The organism is Pseudomonas sp. URMO17WK12:I6, assembly GCF_003253625.1.
In the GTDB taxonomy this organism is placed as follows: Bacteria; Pseudomonadota; Gammaproteobacteria; order Pseudomonadales; family Pseudomonadaceae; genus Aquipseudomonas.
Map to the genome: position 1 here is coordinate 93,070 of NZ_QKYZ01000008.1, position 22,579 is coordinate 115,648.

General features: G+C 59.3%; 16 protein-coding genes. 6 read left to right on the forward strand and 10 right to left on the reverse strand.

The window, feature by feature from the left end:
- Nucleotides 1–34 precede the first annotated feature (34 nt).
- The 3 genes from F475_RS16205 to treP all read right to left on the reverse strand — a co-directional run bounded on the left by F475_RS16205 (nucleotide 35) and on the right by treP (nucleotide 4,485).
- Nucleotides 35–1,258, reverse strand: coding sequence for a carbohydrate porin (locus F475_RS16205; RefSeq protein ID WP_111454290.1), 1,224 nt, complete (start codon nucleotides 1,256–1,258; stop codon nucleotides 35–37).
- Nucleotides 1,259–1,351: 93 nt separating this feature from the next.
- Nucleotides 1,352–3,001 (reverse strand): alpha,alpha-phosphotrehalase, encoded by a 1,650-nt coding sequence (treC, locus tag F475_RS16210; protein WP_111454291.1) that lies wholly within the window; start codon nucleotides 2,999–3,001, stop codon nucleotides 1,352–1,354.
- 41 nt (nucleotides 3,002–3,042) lie between these two features.
- The gene (treP, locus tag F475_RS16215; protein WP_111454292.1) at nucleotides 3,043–4,485 is read right to left on the reverse strand and encodes a PTS system trehalose-specific EIIBC component; all 1,443 of its coding nucleotides are present in this window, start codon (nucleotides 4,483–4,485) and stop codon (nucleotides 3,043–3,045) included.
- A gap of 237 nt (nucleotides 4,486–4,722) precedes the next feature.
- Here treP and treR point away from each other — a divergent pair, with 237 nt between their 5' ends.
- Complete coding sequence (gene treR / locus F475_RS16220) at nucleotides 4,723–5,427, forward strand: trehalose operon repressor (protein WP_111454293.1); 705 nt, start codon at nucleotides 4,723–4,725, stop codon at nucleotides 5,425–5,427.
- A 99-nt stretch (nucleotides 5,428–5,526) separates the two neighbouring features.
- Nucleotides 5,527–8,574: a membrane-targeted effector domain-containing toxin gene (locus F475_RS16225; protein WP_111454294.1), complete on the forward strand. Its 3,048-nt coding sequence runs from the start codon at nucleotides 5,527–5,529 to the stop codon at nucleotides 8,572–8,574.
- An 89-nt stretch (nucleotides 8,575–8,663) separates the two neighbouring features.
- Here the strand turns inward: F475_RS16225 and guaA are convergent, their stop codons facing one another.
- The 4 genes from guaA to F475_RS16245 all read right to left on the reverse strand — a co-directional run bounded on the left by guaA (nucleotide 8,664) and on the right by F475_RS16245 (nucleotide 13,337).
- Complete coding sequence (gene guaA / locus F475_RS16230; protein WP_018927049.1) at nucleotides 8,664–10,241, reverse strand: glutamine-hydrolyzing GMP synthase; 1,578 nt, start codon at nucleotides 10,239–10,241, stop codon at nucleotides 8,664–8,666.
- Nucleotides 10,242–10,323: 82 nt separating this feature from the next.
- The gene (gene guaB / locus F475_RS16235; protein ID WP_018927050.1) at nucleotides 10,324–11,793 is read right to left on the reverse strand and encodes an IMP dehydrogenase; all 1,470 of its coding nucleotides are present in this window, start codon (nucleotides 11,791–11,793) and stop codon (nucleotides 10,324–10,326) included.
- A gap of 141 nt (nucleotides 11,794–11,934) precedes the next feature.
- Entirely contained in the window at nucleotides 11,935–12,483 is a 549-nt protein-coding gene (locus F475_RS16240; RefSeq protein ID WP_111454295.1) for a sugar ABC transporter ATPase, read from the reverse strand.
- Between the two features lie 86 nt (nucleotides 12,484–12,569).
- A complete protein-coding gene (locus F475_RS16245) occupies nucleotides 12,570–13,337 on the reverse strand; it encodes a sulfite exporter TauE/SafE family protein (RefSeq protein ID WP_111454296.1) in 768 nt (255 codons plus the stop codon).
- A 100-nt stretch (nucleotides 13,338–13,437) separates the two neighbouring features.
- Here F475_RS16245 and F475_RS16250 point away from each other — a divergent pair, with 100 nt between their 5' ends.
- The 4 genes from F475_RS16250 (at nucleotide 13,438) to leuA (ending at nucleotide 18,746) form a co-directional block, all read left to right on the forward strand.
- The gene (locus F475_RS16250) at nucleotides 13,438–14,334 is read left to right on the forward strand and encodes a LysR family transcriptional regulator (protein ID WP_111454297.1); all 897 of its coding nucleotides are present in this window, start codon (nucleotides 13,438–13,440) and stop codon (nucleotides 14,332–14,334) included.
- A gap of 98 nt (nucleotides 14,335–14,432) precedes the next feature.
- A complete protein-coding gene (gene xseA, locus F475_RS16255; protein ID WP_018927054.1) occupies nucleotides 14,433–15,812 on the forward strand; it encodes an exodeoxyribonuclease VII large subunit in 1,380 nt (459 codons plus the stop codon).
- A gap of 3 nt (nucleotides 15,813–15,815) precedes the next feature.
- Entirely contained in the window at nucleotides 15,816–16,637 is an 822-nt protein-coding gene (locus tag F475_RS16260; protein WP_064620122.1) for a peptidoglycan DD-metalloendopeptidase family protein, read from the forward strand.
- Between the two features lie 429 nt (nucleotides 16,638–17,066).
- Nucleotides 17,067–18,746 (forward strand): 2-isopropylmalate synthase, encoded by a 1,680-nt coding sequence (gene leuA, locus F475_RS16275; RefSeq protein ID WP_018927056.1) that lies wholly within the window; start codon nucleotides 17,067–17,069, stop codon nucleotides 18,744–18,746.
- 68 nt (nucleotides 18,747–18,814) lie between these two features.
- Here leuA and F475_RS16280 read toward each other — a convergent pair whose 3' ends face one another.
- The 3 genes from F475_RS16280 to der all read right to left on the reverse strand — a co-directional run bounded on the left by F475_RS16280 (nucleotide 18,815) and on the right by der (nucleotide 22,517).
- A complete protein-coding gene (locus tag F475_RS16280; RefSeq protein WP_111454299.1) occupies nucleotides 18,815–19,606 on the reverse strand; it encodes an amidohydrolase in 792 nt (263 codons plus the stop codon).
- Nucleotides 19,594–20,742, reverse strand: a complete 1,149-nt coding sequence (locus F475_RS16285; RefSeq protein ID WP_018927058.1) for a pyridoxal phosphate-dependent aminotransferase — start codon at nucleotides 20,740–20,742, stop codon at nucleotides 19,594–19,596. Before F475_RS16285 ends, F475_RS16280 begins: the two co-directional genes overlap by 13 nt.
- 302 nt (nucleotides 20,743–21,044) lie before the next feature.
- Nucleotides 21,045–22,517 carry a ribosome biogenesis GTPase Der gene (gene der / locus F475_RS16290; protein WP_018927059.1) on the reverse strand — a complete coding sequence of 491 codons (1,473 nt, stop codon included), beginning with the start codon at nucleotides 22,515–22,517 and terminating at the stop codon, nucleotides 21,045–21,047.
- Nucleotides 22,518–22,579: the final 62 nt, after the last annotated feature.

The following is a 22,579-nucleotide window of genomic DNA, read 5'->3' on the forward strand; positions in this document are numbered from 1 at the left end:
GTGCCGATGGAGCGCGAGGCCCCGACAGCATCGCTTATTTCCACCAATACTCGACCTGCAATCCGACGTTCGAACCATGCCGCGCCGTGCCGAAGGCACCGGTGTCGGATAACGCCGAACCTGCCGCCAGTTCATTGGCCGCCCGTTTGGCCGCCTCGTTCCAGCTGGCATAGGTGTAATACAGACGCACCTCGGGGCGCGCCCAGAATTCCGGGCCCTTGGGTGACCAGGTCGGAGCGATGGTGAACTTGCTCAGTTTGCGCGTGCCGCCTGTGGCCTCGACCTGATCGTGGCCCAGTTCGGTCACCAGTTTGATTTGCTCGGTGATCGCATAGGCCGGGCGAATCCCGAGGGAAATCCAGTTCTGGTCAGCGCCGTCGGGGCGAATGTCCTTCTGATAAACCGCCTCGACCTGCCCGCCGAAGCGCGGCGTCACTTGCCAGTCGAAGAACTCCACCACGCGATAACTTTTACTGCTGTCGTCCAGCTTCACGTTACCGGTATAGCCCAACCCCGTGCCGGGGCCTTCGCCGTACTGAAAGGCCAGTTTGTTCTTGCCGCCCAGAAAGCCCTTCTGCACATGCTGGGTGGTGATCGCCCAGCCACGGTGAGCGTCGCGGCTGTCGGGCTTGTCGATGTAGCTCAAGCCGAACTCCAACTCACCGCCGGGGTTGGTGTTGAAGCCGGCGACGTTGAAATCGTGACGGTTGATGTAGTCCTTCTGGTACAGGTTGTCCTTGCGCGAGAAGGCGTAGCTGTACTTCAGATCGCCGATCAGCACGTCCTCGATACCGCCGCCGGTGGCGCTCTGGTTCCAGTAGTAAAAGTCGGAAATATGGATGTCATTCCGTTTGTAGTAACGCCGACCGGCCCACAGCGAACCACCATTGAGGCTGGGCATGTTCGACCATTGCGCGTACATCTGCGGCATGCGCACCGAGCCGTTGTCACCGTTGAACGTCAGGTCCTTGTCGTACTGGTTATACAGCGATGCCATGCCGTCGACGCTGAGCACCGAACCATCGTCCAGGGTGTACAGATCCTGGCGCAATTCAAGTTCAGCGTACTGCTCACACTCGTTACCCAAGCGGTATTTGGTCTGCGCTCCCGGTAGCTGGAAACACTGCTGTTTACCGCTGTTAACCGAGGTCCCGACGCCGCTGCGCAAGTAACCGGCGAATTCCAGCGCCTGGGCTGACAGTGGTAATGCCAGGCACATGCCCGCCGCTACAAGACTGCGATTTATTGTTGTTTTCAAGAACCACCTCATTATTTTTATTGTGTGATGCAGCAAAACCGGCGCGCAAAACTCCCCCGCGCAGTGTTCTGCGTGTTGTTCGAAACAGTGTTTTTAAATGTTGGTCAGGTGCAGAACGAACGACTCATAGGGCCGTAAAAAGACCTGCCGATGTTGTGGCGGACAGTCCGGGTAATTGCTGATCACCAGACGTTGTGCCATCGCTTCGCTGATCACCTCCGGCGGCAGTTCAACTTCGCACGGTGTGCCATAAAAGTTATTCAGCACCAGCAAACGCTCACCATTGCCTTCACGCACGTACGCCCAGATTTGCGTGTGTTCAGGCAACAACTGTCGGTACACACCATCGGACATCAGCGCTTCACTGCGGCGCAGGGCAATCAGCAGACGGTAGTGATGCAGCACCGAGTCCGGGTCGTCGAGTTGGTGGGCGACGTTGATTTGCGCGGCATTGGCCGGCACCCCGATCCACGGTTCGACAGCGCTGAAACCAGCGTTCGGCTCGGCGCTCCAGTGCATCGGCGTGCGACTGTTGTCCCGGGACTTCTGCATGATCGCCGCCATGTTGTCGGCGTCGCTGGCACCGGCCTCGCGCTTGAGCCGGAAGATGTTCAGAGTCTCGACATCGCGGTACTGATCGATGTGATCGAACCCCGGATTGGTCATGCCCAGCTCTTCGCCTTGATACACAAACGGCGTGCCCTGGAGGAAATGCAGCGCGGTGCCGAGCATCTTCGCCGACACCACCCGATGCTCGCCGTCATCACCAAACCGCGAAACCACCCGTGGCTGGTCGTGGTTACACCAGAACAGCGCGTTCCAGCCACCGCCGGCCTGCATGCCGGTCTGCCAGTCGGAGAGGATGCGCTTGAGTTCGAGGAAATCGAAATCGGCGCGAATCCACTTTTGCAGGTTCGGGTAATCAACCTTCAAGTGATGAAAGTTGAAGGTCATCGACAGCTCTTTCGACTCCGGCCGCGAGTAGCGAATGCAGTGTTCCAGACTGGTGGACGACATCTCGCCGACGTTGATCAGGTCATGACCTTCGAACACTTCGCGGTGCATCTGCTGCAAGTACTCGTGGACGTTCGGGCCATCGGTGTAAAAGCGTCGACCGTCAGTGTTGTCCTCAGGGAAATCCGCCGGTTTGGAAATCAGGTTGATCACATCCAGACGGAAACCGCCCACGCCTTTGTCGCGCCAGAATCGCATCATCTTGAAGACTTCAGCGCGCACCCTGGGGTTGTCCCAGTTCAGGTCGGCCTGCGTGTGGTCGAACAAGTGCAGGTAATACTGGCCGGTCTGGGCTTCGTACTCCCAGGCCGAACCGCCGAACTTGGATTCCCAGTTGTTCGGCTGGTCGCGCCAGATATAGAAGTCGCGGTAAGGGCTATCGAGGCTGCTGCGGGCCTGCTGGAACCAGGTGTGTTCGATCGAGGTGTGGTTGACCACGATGTCGAGCATCAGCTTGATCCCGCGCTTGGCGGCTTCGGCAATCAGCAACTCGCAGTCAGCCATGGTCCCGTAACTCGGGTCGATGGCGTAGTAATCGCTGATGTCGTAACCGTTGTCACGCTGGGGCGAACGCAGGAACGGCGTAATCCACAGGCAATCGACACCCAGCCAGTGCAGGTAATCGAGCTTGGCCACGACGCCGAGCAAATCCCCCGTGGGGTTGCCGGCGTGGCTGTGAAAACTCTTCGGGTAGATCTGGTAGATCACCGAACGTTGCCAGTCTTGCATGGCGGATTCCTTTTTGAATAGGTACTGGCGAATGCGATCTATCAGGCGACCCGATACCCGGGCCGGACAATCTTCATGCTCAACCCGCAGGTCAAAACAAACGGCACGACCATGGCAATCACCATCCCGACCACGAACATCGGAATGAACTGCGGAATGATCGAGATGAAGCCAGGCAAGCCACCGACGCCGATTGCCGAAGCCTGGACCTTGTTCAGCGACAGGAAGATGCAGCCCAGGGCCGAACCGATCAGGGCGGCATAGAACGGAAACTTGTAGCGCAGGTTGACCCCGAACATGGCCGGTTCGGTGATGCCGAAGTAGGCAGAAATCGCCGAGGTCGAGGCCATGCTTTTGTCCCGCACACTGCGGGTCATGTAGAACACCGCCAGTGCCGCGCTGCCTTGGGCGAGGTTGGACATGACGATCATCGGCCAGATGAAGGTACCGCCCTGGGTGGAGATCAGTTGCAAGTCGACCGCGAGAAACATGTGGTGCATGCCGGTGATCACCAGCGGTGCGTAGAGCAGACCGAAAATCGCGCCACCGACCATGGGCGCCAGGTCGAACAGAGTGACGACGCCTTCGGTGATGAGAATCCCCAGATGCCGGGTCACCGGGCCGATCACGGCCAGTGCCAGCACGCCGGTGACCACGATGGTGGTGATCGGCACCACCAGCAATTGCACCGCGTTCGGCACCCGCGCCCGCAGCCATTTTTCGATGACGCTCATCACGTAGGCCGCCAGCAGGATCGGCAGGATCTGCCCCTGATAGCCGACCTTTTCGATCTGGAACAAACCGAGGATGTCGAAGTACGGCAGGCTCTGGCCGTCGAGACCTGCGACTGCCTTGCCGTAGTTCCAGGCGTTGAGCAGATCCGGGTGCACCAGCATCAGGCCGAGCACAATGCCGAGGATTTCGCTGCCGCCAAAGCGCTTGGCCGCCGACCAGCCCACCAGCGCCGGGAGGAACACGAAGGACGTGTTGGCCATCAGGTTGATCAGGCTCCAGAGCCCGTCCAGCGTCGGATAGGCGTCCAGCAGGGTCTTGCCCTCGATGAACATGCCCTTGGCGCCGATCAGGTTGTTGATGCCCATCAGCAGGCCGGCAATGATCAGCGCCGGGAGAATCGGCATGAATACGTCGGAAAACACCCGCACCAGTCGCTGCATGGCGTTGATCTTGTCGGCGCTTTTCTGTTTGACGTCGGCGATGGTCGAGACGGCGAGACCGGTCTGTCGGCGCAGCTCGGCGTAGACCTTTTCCACTTCGCCAGGGCCGATCACCACCTGGAACAGGCCGCCGGTATAGAACGAACCCTTGACCAGATCGATCCGGTTCAGCGTGGCGCTGTCGACCAGGCTCGGGTCCTTGAGGGCCAGGCGCAGCCGTGTGACACAGTGCGCGGCCTGCTCGAGGTTGTCGCTGCCACCGAGGCTGTGCAGCAGCTCGGTGACGATGTTCGGATAGTCATGGCTCATGCTTGTTCTTCCGCTGTAGTTTTTTGTTATTGGCAGCACGCCGAAGCGAAAAATACTCGTCTGTACGAGTTAAAGCAACAACTCGTACAGACGAGTTTGATTTTGTTTATCCTGAACCCGACAGGCGGCGATATTTCCTACCCCCTAAGTCAAAGAAACCCAAAGCCGCATGGACAAACCCCTACCCTGCCCTTAAGGTTCAAAACCTTGAGCACAACGCGGCACAGAGCCATCCCCATGAGTAAATACAACCAGATCTACAGCGATCTGCTTGCCAGCATTACCACCGAACGTCTGGAACGCGGCGCCCGATTGCCTTCCGAAACCGAATTGATGGACAGCTACCAGGCCAGTCGCGGCACCGTGCGCAAGGCCATCGAGCAATTGCAGGAGCGCGGTTTCGCCCAGAAAGTCCACGGCAAAGGCACCTTCGTGCTGTCCACCAACCCGATCGAGTTTCAGCTCGGCGGCATCGTCAGCTTCCAGGAAACCTACCCGCGACTGGGCAACGACGTCAGCACCGAAGTGGTCGAATTCACCCAGATTCCCCTCGAAGGCCCGCTGCTCGAACACATCAAGGCGGCTGAAGGCAGCTTGATCACGCGGATCAAGCGTGTACGGCGGATCGACGGCAAACGGGTGATCCTCGACATCAACCATTTCGTCAGCGACGTGATTCCCGGCCTGACCCGCGACATTGCCGAGCAGTCGATCTACGCCTTCATCGAACAGACCCTGCAACTGCAAATCGCTTACGCCCAACGCACCATCGAAGCGGTGCCCCGGAGCAAGGATGACCAGCAACACCTGGACCTCGACGGCCAGAGCCATGTGATCGTGGTCAGTAACCAGACGTTCCTGCAGGACGGCCGCCAGTTCGAGTACACCGAATCGCGGCATACCCTCGACAAGTTCTACTTTTCGGATGTGGCACGGCGCTGACCCTACACGTTCCAGAATCGTGTTTGTACATAACTATGTAGTGCACTTCCCTTGAGCAAATGGGCAATCCTCTCAGCCCATTTCTCAAGGAGCGAGAACATGCCTACCGATCAAACAAGTGAAACGCTGCCCGATACCGCAGACAAACAGCACCTGCGGACCATCGCACCCGTCATCGTGACTGCCTGTCCCGATTTGCACGAAGAAGCCCATGTGATGGCCACTGAAATCCTGAAAAAACACGGCATTACCGGCCTGGACCCGGATCAGGTCTGGTGGCATCGCTTTGGCAATGTCACGGCCAGCAGCACCCAGACCTTCCTGGGTTGGGAGCACTACCCTAAACCCAGTCAGTCAATGACCCTGACGCAGCTGGTGATTCATCGGTACTACGTCACTGATCAGGACTATTTCGATCAGCTGGACTGTTACGGCGGGTTTTACACCGCCGACGCAACCGCCAGCATTTACAACGAAACCAACGAAGTCCGGATGTACCCCAGCGCAGTGCTCAAGGATTTCTGGCACGAGACCTTCAGTGACCGTTACCGGGACAAGCTGAACGCCTACTGGAGCGCGCATTTCGATGACTACCGGACCTTGGCGAAATGCAACTATCTGAGTAAAGCCGTCCAGGCACGGGAAAACGGTGCGCTGCAGGAGGAAGAGTTCCAAATCGTCATCCGAGCCGTCGCCGCTGACAAATGCTGGCCGATCTCCCTGGAGACCTTGCGTGCGCAAACCTCTGCACCAGCAGATCTGCGGGTGTGCGCCCTGGACGTCGCAGGGCATGTCGCCACGGATATTCTGCGTATCGATGACGGTAGCGGACGGCAAATCACCTATGTCCCGGGGGCCACAGAAGCGTTTCACGTGCACCCGACGTTGACGGACATGCACTGGTGGATCCTGCTGCAAATGAACGATGACGCGCGTTATACCGAGTTCATGACTCACTTCCCGCTGTCGGTGCGTCAGGAGATCCACGACAACATTACGCCCCTGATGAACCAGTTGGTGGGCACGTGGGGCAAATACGATCACCATCTGATCAATCAAAAAAACATCACCATCAGTGGTGACGCGTTCTCCTGGTTGAGCCGTAATGTGCAGAGCGCAATGTCGCAAGAGGCCGATCTGTCTCTGGTAACCAACGGACAACTGCGTAAAGGCATGTGGCTGGGTTACCTGAGCGCCGGCCTGCACGTCTTCGGGCCGCTGGCGCTGCTCGGCTGGCCGATTGCACTGCCGGTGATTGGCGCCAGCATCGCCTCAATGGGCTTGAACATCGACAAGGCCGTGAACGGCAAAACGGTAGCGGAGCGCAAGGCCGGCGTAAAAGGCGCCGTGCTGGCTGGCATCAACCTTCTGTTCAACCTTCCGCTGCTCAAGGAGGTCGATGTTCTGGAAGAGGTCGGCGCTTCGGCCGAGGCCGCCGAAGCCGCCGAAATGGCCAGGCTGCGGGAGGCCAACAATCCTGCCGAACCGATCGGTACGCAAGAACAGGAGTTGTCCGACGGTTCAGGGCGCGCAACCACTCAACTTCCAGAGTTCATCCCCCTGAAACCGGCGCCGGCACAGAACCTTGAAGTACCGGAGCACTGGCAAAGTAACGAGATTCTGGAAAGTGAGGCGCCACTTGCCACCAGCGGCAAGTTCCAGGGCATCTACTCGCTCAACTCCAACCCCTCGACTGCCATCATGATGAACGACGCAGCCTATTACGTGCGTTACGAAACCGACATCAACGGCGGCGGCACCTGGGCCATCATCGACCCGGCAAACCCTCACGCGTCCTCAGGATCGATCCCCGTGCGTTTGAACGCCGATGGCGAGTGGGAGTTGACGCCCAAATCCGGTTTGAAGGGTGGTGGCAACGACGACCTCGCCGCTGTTCCGGGTCCTTCCCGGTTTCCCGACCATGTCCGACCACCGGAATCATTTAGCGTGCCCTCGACGAAGTACGACACCTCCAATGGGCGGTCGCTCAACTTCCTGGGGCTAGGTAAGAAAGAAACGCACATAAAAATAATCAACCTTCCCAACGGACGCATACAAGGGGTGACACCCTATGAAGAGTTCGTCGCGGGACATCGCACAGCTCTATTGAGAGATGCTCGTGCTTTCTTCTCCAAAGAAAACTTTTTTGCCTCATTGCCGACACGCCCGGTACAACCCGTCATCACGCCGTCGATGACTGTCCCGGAACTCATTCAGGAAATATTCGATGCTTCGCCGGGATTAGTGATTGGAGAAAGCCAGGATCGTATTGCCAGCATGCGGTTCCTCATCGAGAACATGCAGACGTTGGCCAGGCAAGGCGTCAAGACGATCTATATGCATCGCTTGCTCAATGACTTCAATCAAATGGACCTGAATATTTTCGGCAGAGGCGCAAAGATGGACGGCATGCTCGAAAAGTATTTGAAACAGTTACAAAGCGATCCTGCCGGGCAGTTCACCCCTCTTGAGGTCGTCAAGGTGGCTCGCGAGAACGGTATCCGGATCCAGTCGACCGATTGCCTGGCAAGTTACCGATATCCAGAATCGTCCCTCATTGATGTTCAGGAACAATCCATTAAAAACTACCTCACCACCACGATCATGCGTGCCAATGAAGCGCTTGGCAGATCAGGTAAATGGGTCGTGCTGACGGGCCAGGAAAACACCAATACCTTTAGAGGCATTGCCGGCCTCAGTGAAATGAATGGCGGTATCGGCTTGCGTATCGAGGAAGTACTTCCCGAGCGCAGCCTGCATATAGAGATAGACCACGGCATAGAGGTGGGCCGCAATGCCAGCCCGCCCCCCGTTAACTTTCATGGAGATTTCGACACCTTGTATGCCGATATCAACCTGCAAGTACCGATGCCCATGCTGCAACGAACCCCGGACGAAATCGCTCAACTGCTGTTCCGCCAGGGAATGTTCACTTTCAAGGAATCTGACGGAACCTGGACATTGGTCCATCGCAGCAGAACCGGCCTGATCACAGAGACTCTGGTTGAACGAACGGCCGATGGGCAATACCTGGTCAATCGCCCCGCCTGGACTGACATCCATCAAAAACCTTACCCCAACCTGATCAGCCTTTCCCATGCGCTCACCGGCATGGGCATGAAACTCGAAGGACGCTTGCCAGTGTAGGGAAACACCGCACCGTGAAACGCGAAAGGCCCCGTGAACTCACATTCACGGGGCCTTTCGGTTGTTACCGACGATCAGTCAGAGCGGGATCACTCCCACTCAATCGTCGCTGGCGGCTTGCTCGACACGTCATAGGTGACGCGGGAGATGCCTTCGATTTCATTGATGATACGACCGCTGACGGTTTCCAGCAGTTCGTAAGGCAGGTGTGCCCAACGCGCGGTCATGAAGTCGATGGTTTCCACGGCACGCAGGGCAACGACCCAGGCGTAACGACGGCCATCGCCGACAACGCCAACCGATTTCACCGGCTGGAACACTACGAACGCCTGGCTGACCTTGTGGTACCAGTCGGCCTTGCGCAGTTCTTCGATGAAGATGTGGTCGGCACGACGCAGCAGGTCGGCGTATTCCTTCTTCACTTCACCGAGGATCCGCACGCCCAGGCCCGGACCCGGGAACGGGTGACGGTAGACCATGTCGTACGGCAGGCCGAGTTCCAGGCCCAAACGACGGACTTCGTCCTTGAACAGCTCGCGCAGCGGTTCAACCAGCTTGAGGTTCATTTCTTCCGGCAGGCCACCCACATTGTGGTGCGACTTGATCACGTGCGCCTTGCCGCTTTTCGCGCCAGCCGACTCGATCACGTCCGGGTAGATGGTGCCCTGGGCCAGGTACTTGATGTTGTCCAGCTTGCAGGATTCGGCATCGAACACGTCGATGAAGGTACGGCCGATGATCTTGCGCTTCTTCTCTGGATCGGACTCGCCAGCCAAGTTGTTGAGGAACTGGTCCTCGGCGTTGGCGCGGATCACTTTGACGCCCATGTTCTCGGCGAACATGGCCATCACTTGCTCGCCTTCGTGCAGACGCAGCAGGCCGTTGTCGACGAATACGCAGGTCAGCTGATCGCCAATGGCCTTGTGCAGCAGCGCGGCAACCACCGAGGAGTCCACGCCGCCGGACAGACCGAGCAGTACGTTGTCGGTGCCAACCTGGGCACGGACCTGGGCGATGGCGTCTTCGGCAATCTTCGACGGCGTCCACAGGGCTTCACAGCCACAGATGTCGAGGATGAAGCGCGACAGGATGCGACCGCCCTGCTTGGTGTGGGTCACTTCCGGGTGGAACTGCACGCCGTAGTAGGCACGGTCATCGTTGAACATGCCGGCAATCGGGCAGCTCGGGGTGCTGGCCAGGATGTGGAAGTCTTCCGGCATCTTGGTGACCTTGTCACCGTGGCTCATCCATACGTCGAGGCCGAACAGGCCATCAGCGTCGATATGGTCTTCGATGCCGTCGAGCAGGCGGCTCTTGCCGACCACGTCGACACGGGCGTAACCGAACTCACGCAGGTCGGAACCTTCAACCTTGCCGCCCAGTTGCTCGGCCATGGTCTGCATGCCATAGCAGATACCGAAGACTGGCACGCCCAGGTCAAACACCGCTTGCGGGCAGCGAGGGCTGTCAGCTTCGTGCACGGACTCGGGGCCGCCGGCGAGGATCACACCTTTTGGAGCGAATTCGCGAATGGCTTCCTCGTCCATGTCGAACGGATGCAGTTCGCAGTAAACACCGATTTCACGCACGCGGCGGGCGATCAGTTGGGTGTACTGGGAACCGAAGTCGAGGATCAGGATGCGGTGAGCGTGAATGTCGAGGGCCATGATTCAGTCTCGTCTAAGTAATTCAGAAACAACTCGGGGCTGAATAGAACAGCCCCGGTTGCTTAACGATTTGCTTGAAGCCTCAACCTACGCGGTAGTTTGGCGCTTCTTTGGTGATCTGTACGTCGTGGACGTGGGACTCGGCCATGCCAGCGCCGGTGATCCGCACGAACTCAGGCTTGGTGCGCATTTCTTCGATGTCGGCGCTGCCGGTGTAACCCATCGAGGAACGCAGGCCGCCCATCAGTTGATGGATGATGGCGCTCAGGGTGCCCTTGTAAGGAACACGCCCTTCGATACCTTCCGGAACCAGCTTCTCGGCACCCGCGGAGGAGTCCTGGAAGTAACGGTCGGAGGAACCTTGAGCCTGGGACATGGCGCCCAGCGAACCCATGCCGCGATAAGCCTTGTACGAACGGCCCTGGAACAGTTCGATCTCGCCTGGCGCTTCTTCAGTACCGGCGAACATCGAGCCCATCATCACGCAGGAGGCGCCCGCCACGATGGCCTTGGACAGGTCACCGGAGAAACGGATGCCGCCGTCGGCGATCAACGGAACACCGGTGCCTTCAAGGGCAGCGGCGACGTTGGCGATGGCACTGATTTGCGGGACGCCGACACCGGCGACGATACGGGTGGTGCAGATCGAGCCTGGGCCGATACCGACCTTGACTGCGTCAGCGCCGGCTTCGGCCAGGGCCTTGGCGGCAGCGCCGGTGGCGATGTTGCCGCCGATGACCTGCACTTCAGGGAAGTTCTGCTTGACCCAGCGAACGCGGTCGATCACACCTTTGGAGTGACCGTGGGCAGTGTCGACCACCACCACGTCAACACCAGCATGGACCAGGGCAGCTACACGGTCACCGGTGTCTTTACCGGTGCCGACCGCGGCGCCAACGCGCAGACGACCTTGATCGTCCTTGCTGGCCAGCGGATAAGCCTTGGCTTTTTCGATGTCGTTGACGGTCATCATGCCTTTGAGGGCAAATTTGTCGTCGACGATCAGCACGCGCTCGATGCGGTGCTTGTGCAGCAATTCACGCACATCGTTCTTGTTGGCGCCTTCCTTGACCGTGACCAGACGCTCTTTAGGCGTCATCACTTCACGGACGCTGACGTCCATGCGGTTTTCGAAACGCACGTCACGGGAAGTGACGATGCCGACCAGGTCGCCATCGTGTAGTACCGGAACGCCGGAGATATTGTGCAGGCGGGTCAGTTCGAACAGTTCACGCACCGTGGCATCGGCCTCGATGGTGATCGGGTCCTTGACCACACCGGCTTCGTAACGCTTGACCTTGCGCACTTCGGCAGCTTGCTGCTCGATGGTCATGTTCTTGTGGATGATGCCGATGCCACCTTCCTGAGCCATGGCGATTGCCAGACGGGCTTCAGTAACGGTGTCCATAGCGGCGGAAACCAGTGGAATATTCAGCTCGATGCCACGGGTAAGGCGGGTCTTGAGACTGACTTCGTTAGGAAGCACCTCGGAATAACCGGGCACTAGGAGAATGTCGTCGAATGTCAGAGCTTCTTGGCTGATACGCAGCATCGCGGGGGCTCCCGAGCGGGAAAATGGAAGCGCGCCATTATAGTCAGACACCCCCTCGGGTTCAATGTAAAACTCTGTCTATTATTGGCATTACTGACATACGGAGAAACATTGTCCCCCATAGGGGACCAACGCCGGCATTTAGAGTTCGACTTTGACCCAACTCACGGGCTGATCCAGCCAATCGGCAAACTCATCGATAAAGTCCTGCTTGAACCCGGCCTCGAGCCAATTGTTGAAGATGAACCCCAGGTTGGAAAAGCCGCATTCCTGCAAAAACAGAAAGCCGTTGATGTCGTCCTCATGCCCGCACTCAGGGCAGGTGAAGTTATCGGTGCGCCCCGGCATCCAGTCTTCCAGGCTTTCGAACAGCGCTTCGCCGATCTCCTTGCGGCACTCGGCGCAGCCGGCTTCTTCGAGAAAACCCTTGGCCGGTGTATAGATGCAACGCTTGGTGATGACCTCCAGCCCATTGATCGGCTCGCCGAATGGCAGCGCTTCAGGGTGCAGGACCACGGCGCGAGCGCCGTCGGCGATGGCGTGGGCCATGTGATTGCCGGTGCGGCCACAGGTGGTCAGCTCTTCTTTAATAATGTTCTTGCGCACCAGCCACCGCACGACCGCCCGGGCCCGGGGTTCGTGTACCGGCAGTGTGGAGATTTTCGGGACGATGATGCTTTGCGAATTCATGGTGCAAGCCTACTGCGTCAAAGGGATGTTGCTGCGGTGCGCCGATTGTCAGGGCGGCCGGCAGCTTAATCCCTGACGAAATCTGGTCAAGTGCTCAAATAACGCCCGATCAAGGCAATCCCGCTGGCCAGCACCAGCCAGGTCACCAACCGCACGAAAGCCTCGCGGGACAACTTCATGATCAATCGCCGACCGATCCACAGCCCCAGCGCCATCGCCGGCAACAAACACAGCGCCAATACCAACAAGGGTAGCTCGGCATACACACCGGCGACGGCAAACAGGCTCAAACACACCACGGTGCTGCAACTGATCAACGCACTCTGGGTGGCCCGAGCCTCGTCCTTGGGTAACCGACTGTTCAAATAGATCGCATATAGAAAGCCGCCACTGCCAAACAGCGCCCCGAACATCCCGCCCACCGTGCCCATCGGCACCGCCCACCCGGCGGATAATCGTGTCGGACGGGTTTTGATCCACAGGCTGTAAATCGCATAGGCGCTGATAAACAGCCCCATCAACAGCAGCAACACATCGGATTTCAGGTTCAGCAGAAAAATCACCCCCAACGTGCAACCCACCGCCATGCACGGCAGCAGTCGCAGCAATTCGGACCGCTCTACATCTCGACGCGAGGGCAGCAGATTGCCGAACGCGGCGACGAAATCCAGCAGCACCAACAGCGGCACGATTTTCGACAGTGGCATGAACAGAATCAGAATCGGCCCCGCCACCAGCGCGGTGCCAAAACCGGCAATGCCGAACACGATGTAGGCCAGGGCAACACCCAATCCGATCACCAACCAATCCACCACACCCCACGGCCATTGGCTCAATAACTCCAGCACATTCATCGACACGGCTTCCTTTTATTCCTGTGATGACTTTAGCCAGCGCCGGGCGTTGCGACTAATATCTTCAAAATCGATCACCCATCTCAAAAAGGCATACCTGGTGCTTTCAACCCGCCAATTGCGTTACTTCGTGGAAATCGCCGAGAGCGGCAGCTTCAGCGCAGCGGCCGAACGACTGTTTATTGCTCAGTCAGCCTTGAGCCGGCAGATCAAGGACATGGAAACCCGCCTGCAAACGCCACTGTTCGAACGAACCGCCCGCCAGCCCCGCCTGACGTCAGCGGGTGAAGCCTTTTTGCCTCGGGCCAGAAACCTGCTGAACGAACTGACCAAGGCCAGCGAAATGGCCACTCAAGTGGGCACCGGTCAACTGGGCGTCTTGCGCCTGAGCCATTCCAGCACCGTGCCCATGAGTGGTCGACTGCTGCGCGGCATCAGCGTTTATCTGGATCTGCATGCCGGGGTGTCGATGGACATCGTCAAGCTGTCCTCGGAAGCACAACTGGAAGAATTGGCCGAAGGTCGCCTGGATGTGGGTCTGTTGCGCCTGCCGGTGCTGCGCCAGCGTGAAGGGGTGCAGATTGTTCCGCTGTACAGCGAGCGTCTGTTGTTGGCAGTGCCGCCGAATCATCGGCTGGCTGTGGAAAAGTCCGCACACGGCATCGATCTGGCACAGTTGAAGGATGAAGCGTTTATTTCCATCCCTCATCCACAGCGCGGCGGTCTGAGCTATCTATCTGCCGAGCTGTGCATGCGCCAAGGGTTCTTTCCCCGGGCGGCTCGGGTGGTGTCACGCAAAACCACGCAACTGCAATTGATCCAGGCCGGGTTCGGCATCGCGCTGTTACCGGAATCGATGCAGGACATTGCGCCGCCGGACATCCATTTTCTCCCCTTGGCCGATCCGGATTGCCACAGCACCGTCGCCCTCGCCTGCCGGCAAGATCCCACCGCGCTGGTTCAGCAATTCGTTGAACACTTCACCCGGCTGCCGTAAGCAAACCTGTGGGGAGCGACCTGTGGCGAGGGGGCTCCCACAGGGGATTTTCGCCGGATCATGGAGATTGATCGCCGAATGCCTTTAAACTGCGCCCCATGATTAAAGATCCCTTTGCAAGACTCGGCCTGGACCGGGAAGTCCTGACTGTCAGCCAGCTCAACGGCCGCGCGCGGGTGTTGCTCGAAGACGTGTTCAGCAACATCTGGGTCGAAGGCGAAATCTCCAACCTCGCCCGCCCGGCGTCCGGCCATGTGTACTTCACCCTCAAGGACAGCGGCGCCCAGGTGCGTTGCGCACTGTTCCGGCAGAACGCCGCGCGGGTTCGCCAGGCGCTGAAGGATGGCCTGGCGGTCAAGGTTCGTGGCAAGGTTTCGCTGTTTGAAGGCCGTGGTGACTACCAACTGATTCTCGACACCGTGGAGCCGGCTGGTGACGGCGCCCTGCGTCTGGCCTTCGATGCTTTGAAGGAAAAACTCAGCGCCGAAGGCCTGTTCAGTGCCGAACGCAAAGTGCCGCTGCCGGCGCACCCGCAACGCATCGGCATCATCAGTTCACCCACCGGCGCGGTGATCCGCGACATCATCAGTGTGTTCCGCCGCCGTGCGCCGCAGGTGCAACTGACGCTGATCCCTACCGCCGTACAAGGTCGCGAAGCCACTGCGCAAATTGTCCGCGCGCTGAAACTGGCGGACGCCCGTGGTTTCGATGCGTTGATCCTGGCCCGTGGCGGCGGCTCGCTGGAAGACCTCTGGTGTTTCAACGAAGAAGCCGTGGCCCGCGCCGTGGATGCCTGCGTGACGCCGATCGTCAGCGCCGTCGGCCATGAAACCGACGTATCGATCAGTGACTTTGTCGCCGACGTTCGCGCGCCGACGCCGTCCGCCGCCGCCGAACTGCTGGCGCCTGACTCCAGCGATCTGGTGCGTCGAGTCGAAAGCCTGCATCGACGACTGGTGATGCGCATGCGTGACCGCTTGATGCGCGATCGGCTGCGTCTGGAAGGCATCTCTCGGCGCTTGCGCCATCCCGGCGAACGCCTGCGTCAGCAAGCGCAACGCCTGGATGATCTGGACATGCGCCTGCGCCGCGCTTTCGAACGTAGCCTCAACACCCGTCGCGAGCGCTTGATCCGCCTGGAAACCCGCCTCGCCGGGCAACATCCCGGGCGACAACTGGCGATGCTTCGCCAGCGCCTCGACAGCCTCGCCGAGCGCCTGCCCCGGGCCATGCGCGAAGGGCTTAAATCCCGTCGCCTGCAACTGCAAAGTCAGATGCAGACGCTGCATGTGGTCAGCCCGTTGGCGACCCTCGCTCGTGGCTACAGCATTCTGCTGGACGAGCGCGGCAACGCGATCCGCAGCGCCGCGCAAACCCACACCGGCCAGCGCCTGAAAGCCAAACTCGGCGACGGCGAACTGCAAGTGCGGGTCGAAGACAATCACCTGACGCCTGTCACCCTTTCTTTACTGGATTGATCCATGCCGCGCTTTTTTGCTCCATTGCTGTTGCTGTGCCTGACCTTCAACGCCCACGCCGACAGTTACATCACCCGCCTGTTGAACAAACCGGTGCCGGGCGGCGTGGCAGTGGTTGATCTGGGCAGCTCCGCCCAGGCGCCGAAAGCCAGTTATCAAGGCAAACCCGTATTGGTGGTCAAAGAGCAGAACAACTGGCTGGCCATCGTCGGCGTGCCGCTGACGGTCAAACCGGGCAGCCAGTCGCTGAGCAGCGGTGGTCGCAACCTGAGCTTCACCGTCGGCAACAAGAAATACCCGGAACAGCACATCACCCTGAAGAATACGCAGCAGGTCAATCCGAACCCGGCGAATCTCAAGCGCATCGAGGGCGAGTTGGCCGAGCAGATCCAGGCTTACCGCAGTTTCAGCCCGAATACCCCGAGCAACCTGTTGCTGGACAAACCAGTCGATGGGCCGCTGTCGAGCAAGTTCGGCGTGCGCCGCTTTTTCAATGGCGAAGAGCGTAATCCCCATGCGGGCCTCGACTTTGCCGTACCCGCCGGCACGCCGATCAAAACCCCGGCCGCCGGCAAGGTAATCCTGATCGGGAATTACTTCTTCAACGGCAATACAGTGTTCGTCGACCACGGCCAGGGCTTTATCAGCATGTTCTGCCACATGTCGAAGATCGACGTGAAAGTCGGCCAGCAACTGGCGCGTGGTGAGGTGGTCGGGAAAGTCGGCTCAACTGGCCGCGCGACCGGACCGCATATGCACTGGAACGTCAGCTTGAACGATGCGCGGGTGGACCCGGCGATTTTCATTGGTGCGTTTCAGCCATAAGCAGTGGTTGAGGCAGATGGCCTCTTCGCGGGCGAGCCCGCGAAGACGGCCTGAGCATCACCGAAACCCTCAGGTAAACCGAACACTCTCAACCCACTCAACCCCTCTTCTATCGATTGCGCATGGCTGAGACACTGCGCAAGCGACAAAACGATCCTGCTTCTTACGAGCAATAAAATCTCGCAAAAACCCGATTTTCGAGTATTCCTCTCAAAGTTTTTCGACTGCTTGCCATCCTTTCCCCCCGCGGTTAGGGTTGAAGGCATGAAAACCTCTCACACCCTCATTCAGCTCCGCCAGCACCGCAGCCTGTGCCTCGTCAGTGCACGACTGCCAGGCTGAATCGCGGTGCCTCGTCTGATGCTTTACCAGAACATTTGATCCACCGGCAGGCCGCCTTTTTTCGGCCCACACAATAAGGATTTTCCAATGAGCATGCTCAAAGACCCGTCTTCGAAATACCGCGCGTTCCCGACCATCAACCTGCCGGATCGCACCTGGCCATCGAAGACCATCACTGCAGCGCCGATCTGGTGCAGCTCGGACCTTCGTGACGGCAACCAGTCGTTGATCGAGCCAATGGACGCGGTCAAGAAGCTGCGTTTCTGGAAGACCCTGGTGCAAGTCGGTGTGAAAGAAATCGAAGCCTCGTTCCCGGCTGCTTCGCAAACCGACTTCGACTTCGTGCGTACCCTGATCGAAGGCGGCCACATCCCGGACGACACCACCATTCAGGTGCTGACCCAGGGCCGTGAAGACTTGATCGCGCGCACGTTTGAATCCCTGCGCGGTGCCAAGAAGGCCATCGTTCACCTGTACAACGCGACCTCCCCTTCCTTCCGCCGCATTGTCTTCAACCAGGACAAGGACGGGATCAAGGCCATCGCCGTGAACGCCGCCAAGCTGTTCGTCAAATATGCCGCCCAGCAGCCGGACACCGAGTGGACCTTCGAATACTCGCCAGAAACCTTCAGCGCCACCGAACTGGAATTCGCCAAGGAAGTCTGCGACGCGGTGATCGAGGTGTGGAACCCGACGCCTGAGCACAAGGTGATCCTCAACCTGCCCGCCACCGTCGAATGTGCCACCCCGAACATCTATGCCGACCAGATCGAATGGTTCGGTCGTCACATCAACCGTCGTGACAGCGTGATCATCAGCCTGCACACCCACAACGACCGTGGCACCGGCGTGGCCGCCACCGAGCTGGGCCTGATGGCCGGCGCCGACCGTGTCGAAGGCTGCCTATTCGGCAACGGCGAACGTACCGGTAACGTCGATCTCGTCACCGTGGCATTGAACCTCTACACCCAGGGCGTCAACCCTGAGCTGGATTTCTCCGATATCGATGGCGTGCGCAAAGTCGTCGAAGAGTGCAACCAGATTGCGGTGCACCCACGTCACCCGTACGTCGGCGACCTGGTTCACACCGCGTTCTCCGGCTCGCACCAGGATGCAATCCGCAAGGGCTTCGCCCAGCAGCAACCGGACGCCCTGTGGGAAGTGCCGTACCTGCCGATCGACCCGGCCGACATTGGCCGCAGCTACGAGGCGGTGATTCGCGTCAACAGCCAGTCGGGCAAGGGCGGTATCGCTTACCTGCTGGAACAGGAATACGGCATCAGCTTGCCGCGTCGCATGCAAATCGAGTTCAGCCAGGTCGTGCAGCGTGAAACCGATCGCCTGGGCCTGGAGATGACCGCCCAGCAGATCCACGCGCTGCTGCACAGCGAGTACTTGCAGGCCAACACCCCGTATGCGCTGGTCAGCCATCGCCTGCAGGAAGAAAACGGACACAGCGCCGTGGAAGTCGAAGTTTCCAGCAAAGGTCAGGGCGAAACCAACCTGCACTGGCGCGGCAAGGGCAACGGTGCCCTGGAAGCACTGGTGGCCGGCCTGCCGATCCCGGTGGAAATCATGGACTACAACGAACACGCCATCGGCGCGGGCACCAATGCCAAGGCCGCGGCCTACATTGAATTGCGGGTGAATGGTGAGCGTGCGGTACATGGCGTCGGCATCGATGAAAACATCACCACTGCCAGCTTCAAGGCCCTGTTCAGCGCACTGAACCGCTCCCTGAGCCAGCCGGAAGCGAAAGCGGCGTAAGCTTCGCTGCAAATGCAAAAGGCCCCGGGGTGAAAACCTCGGGGCCTTTTTTGTTGCTCAACGATCGGTCAGGTGAACTCGAAGGTATCCGCATCCAGATTCGCCGGGAACCGTTTGCGATATGCCGCCAGTTCCGCCGCGTCGAGCACGACCTTGAATACGCCATCGGCATCGCCTGCACCGAGCAACGTCTCGCCCTGAAAATCCAGGACCTGACTGTCACCGGTATACGCAAAGCCTTTGCCATCGGTACCGATACGGTTCACCGCCGCCACATAGCAGAGGTTTTCGATCGCCCGTGCCGGCAGCAATCGGTTCCAGTGCTGACGCCGTGCGCCCGGCCAGTTGGCGGTGTACAGCAGCAAGTCAGTGTCTTGCGGATCGCGACTCCAGACCGGGAAGCGCAGGTCGTAGCAAATCAGCGGCCGCACTCGCCAACCCTTCAATTCGAACTGCACCTGACGCTCGCCCGGGGTGTAGTGATTGTTCTCCCCGGCCATGCGGAACAGGTGACGCTTGTCGTAGTGCCACACCTCCCCGTCCGGCCGTGCCCACAACAGACGATTGCGATGGCTACCGTCAGCCGCCTGGACGATGATGCTGCCGGTCACCACCGCGCCCAGCTTCGCCGCCTGAGCCCGCATCCATTTACTGGTGGCGCCATTTTCCGGCTCGGCGAGGGTTTCCGATTCCATGGAGAAACCGGTGGTGAACATCTCCGGCAGGATGATCAGGTCCGCACCGCGAGCCTGTTCCAGCAACGGCTCGAAATGCTCCAGATTGGCCTGACGATCGTGCCAGGCCAAGGTGGTCTGGATCAGCGCAAGATTCAGATTGGGCAGAGTACTCAGATCAGGCATAGTTTTGCCGCTGCTTCACGCAGGGTCTCCTCGCGCTTGGCAAAGCACAGACGCACCAGGCGCTGGCCTTCAGGTGGAGTCTGGTAGAACACCGAGATCGGAATGCTCGCGACGCCATGCTCTCGGGTCATCCACAGCGCCATCTCGACGTCATTGAGGTCCGGGCGAATCTGCGAGTAATCGACCAACTGGAAATAAGTACCGGCCACGCGGGTAAAACTGAAGCGCGACGGCGTCAGCAGATCGCAGAACAGATCGCGCTTGGCCTGATAGAAGCCCGGCAACTCTTCGACGTGTTCCGGGTGCTCGGCCATGTAATCGGCCAACGCGTACTGCAACGGCGTCACGCCACAGAAACTGACGTACTGGTGCACCTTGCGCAGCTCCGCGCTAAGGGCCGGCGGCGCCACGACATAACCGGTTTTCCAACCGGTGACGTGGTACGTCTTGCCGAACGAACTGACCACGAAAGCGCGCTGATACAGCTCTTCATGGGCCAATACGCTGGCGTGAGACACACCGTCGAACACCAGGTGTTCATAGACTTCGTCGCTGATCACATAGATGTCGCGGTCGCGGATCAACGCCGCCAGCTGATCCAGCTCGGCACGGCTGATCAGCGCACCGCTTGGGTTGTGCGGGGTATTGAGGATGATCATCCGCGTGCGCGGGCTCAGGGCTTCGGCGAGCTTCTGGAAGTCGATGGCGAAGTCCTTCAGGCCGAGTTGCACATGCACACAGCGACCACCGGCCAGCTCGACCGAGGGCTCGTAGCTGTCGTAGCACGGATCGAACACGATCACTTCATCCCCGCTGTGGATCACCGCCTGAATCGCGCAGAAGATCGCCTGGGTCGCGCCGGGGGTGACCGTCACTTCGCTGTCGGCATCAACATGCGCGCCGTAGCTGCGAGCGATCTTCGCCGCGATCTGCTGACGCAACGCCGGTAAGCCGGTCATCGGCGAATACTGGTTGTGGCCACTGGCGATATGCCGACCGACCGCATCGCGCAGGGCCTGCGGGCCGTCGAAATCGGGAAAACCCTGGGACAGGTTGATCGCCCCGGTCTGCGTCGCGAGCTGAGACATCTGCGTGAAGATAGTGATGCCGACATTCGGCAGCTTACTGGTGATCATCGGTGATTCCCTGGGCTACACCCGGCTCTAACGGCGGCACGGGAGAGCCCGAGGATAGCCCAAACGACGCCCACAAAAAAAGGGCGCCAACCGGCACCCTTCTTCTAATGTACACCGCATAACTTGTGGCGAGGGAGCTTGTCGGAACGCCGCACCGTCCCGCTCGGCTGCGCAGCAGTCGCAAATCAACCGATGCGTTCCAACTAACGATCTCGGTTGCAGATACTGGGGCCGCTTCGCGGTCCAGCGGGAGCAAGCTCCCTCGCCACAACAAGCCCTCACAAAAAGAGTGAGGCCTTGAATCAGCGCTTGTCGCGGCGCTTCTTGTCGGCCTTTTTGTGGTGCGACATCAAACGACGCTTCTTGTTGACCTGACGGTCGGTGAGCGAGTTCTTGTTGCCTTCGTACGGGTTCTCGCCGCCCTTGAACTCGATGCGGATCGGCGTACCGACCAGCTTGAGCACACGACGGTAAGTGTTTTCCAGGTAACGGACGTAAGACTTCGGCACCTTCTCGATCTGGTTACCGTGGATCACGATGATCGGCGGGTTCGCACCACCCAAGTGGGCATAACGCAGCTTGATCCGGCGGTTGTTGACCATCGGAGGCGCGTGCTCGCCGACCGCATCTTCCAGAATCTGGGTCAGGCGGTTGGTCGGCCAGCGGGTGACCGCGGACTTGAACGAGTTCTGTACCGACGCGTAGAGATTACCTACGCCAGTGCCGTGCAGGGCCGAGATGAAGTGGATGTCGGCGAAGTCGACGAAGAACAGTCGACGTTGCAGTTCGACCTTCACGAAGTCGCGCTCGCTCGGCGTCATGCCGTCCCACTTGTTGATCGCGATCACCAGCGCACGACCGGCTTCAAGGGCAAAGCCCAGCAGGTTGAGGTCGTGATCCACCACGCCTTCGCGGGCGTCCATCACGAAGATCACCACGTTGGCGTCTTTGATCGCCTGCAGGGTTTTGACCACGGAGAACTTTTCGACTTCTTCGTGAATCTTGCCGCGCTTGCGCACACCAGCGGTGTCGATCAGCGTGTACTTCTCATCGTTACGCTCAAACGGGATGTAGATACTGTCGCGGGTAGTACCGGGCTGGTCATACACGATCACCCGGTCTTCACCGAGCATGCGGTTGACCAGGGTCGACTTGCCGACGTTCGGACGACCGATGATGGCGATCTTGATACCGTCTTTTTCGCTTGGGCCAGGAATGCGCTTGGCTTCCTCACCTTCGGCAACGATCTCTTCCTCTTCGCCTTCTTGCGGTTCTTCTTCGTCTTTCGGGAAGTCGCTCAGGGCGATTTCCAGCATCTGGGTGATGCCACGACCATGGGCACCGGCGATCGGGATCGCGTGGCCCATGCCCAACGGGGCGAATTCGGCGCGGGCCATTTCAGGGTCGATGTTGTCGACCTTGTTGGCGACCACGTAGGAACGCTTGTTACGCTTGCGCAAGTGCTCGGCGATCATCTGGTCGGCGGCGGTAAAACCGGCCTTGGCATCTACCAGGAACAGAACGACATCCGCTTCTTCAATGGCCAGCAGCGACTGCTCGGCCATTTTTTCGTCCATACCGTGCTCGTCACCGGAGATACCGCCAGTGTCGACCAGAATGTAGGAACGCCCTTGCCACTTGGCCTCACCGTATTGGCGATCACGGGTCAGACCGGACAAGTCGCCGACGATGGCGTCGCGAGTCCTGGTCAGGCGGTTGAACAAGGTGGACTTGCCGACGTTCGGTCGGCCCACCAGGGCGATTACGGGAACCATGCGGCTCTCCACTTCGTTATTTCAGAAAATACAAAAGCCGCTGCGAGGCAGCGGCTGGTGCT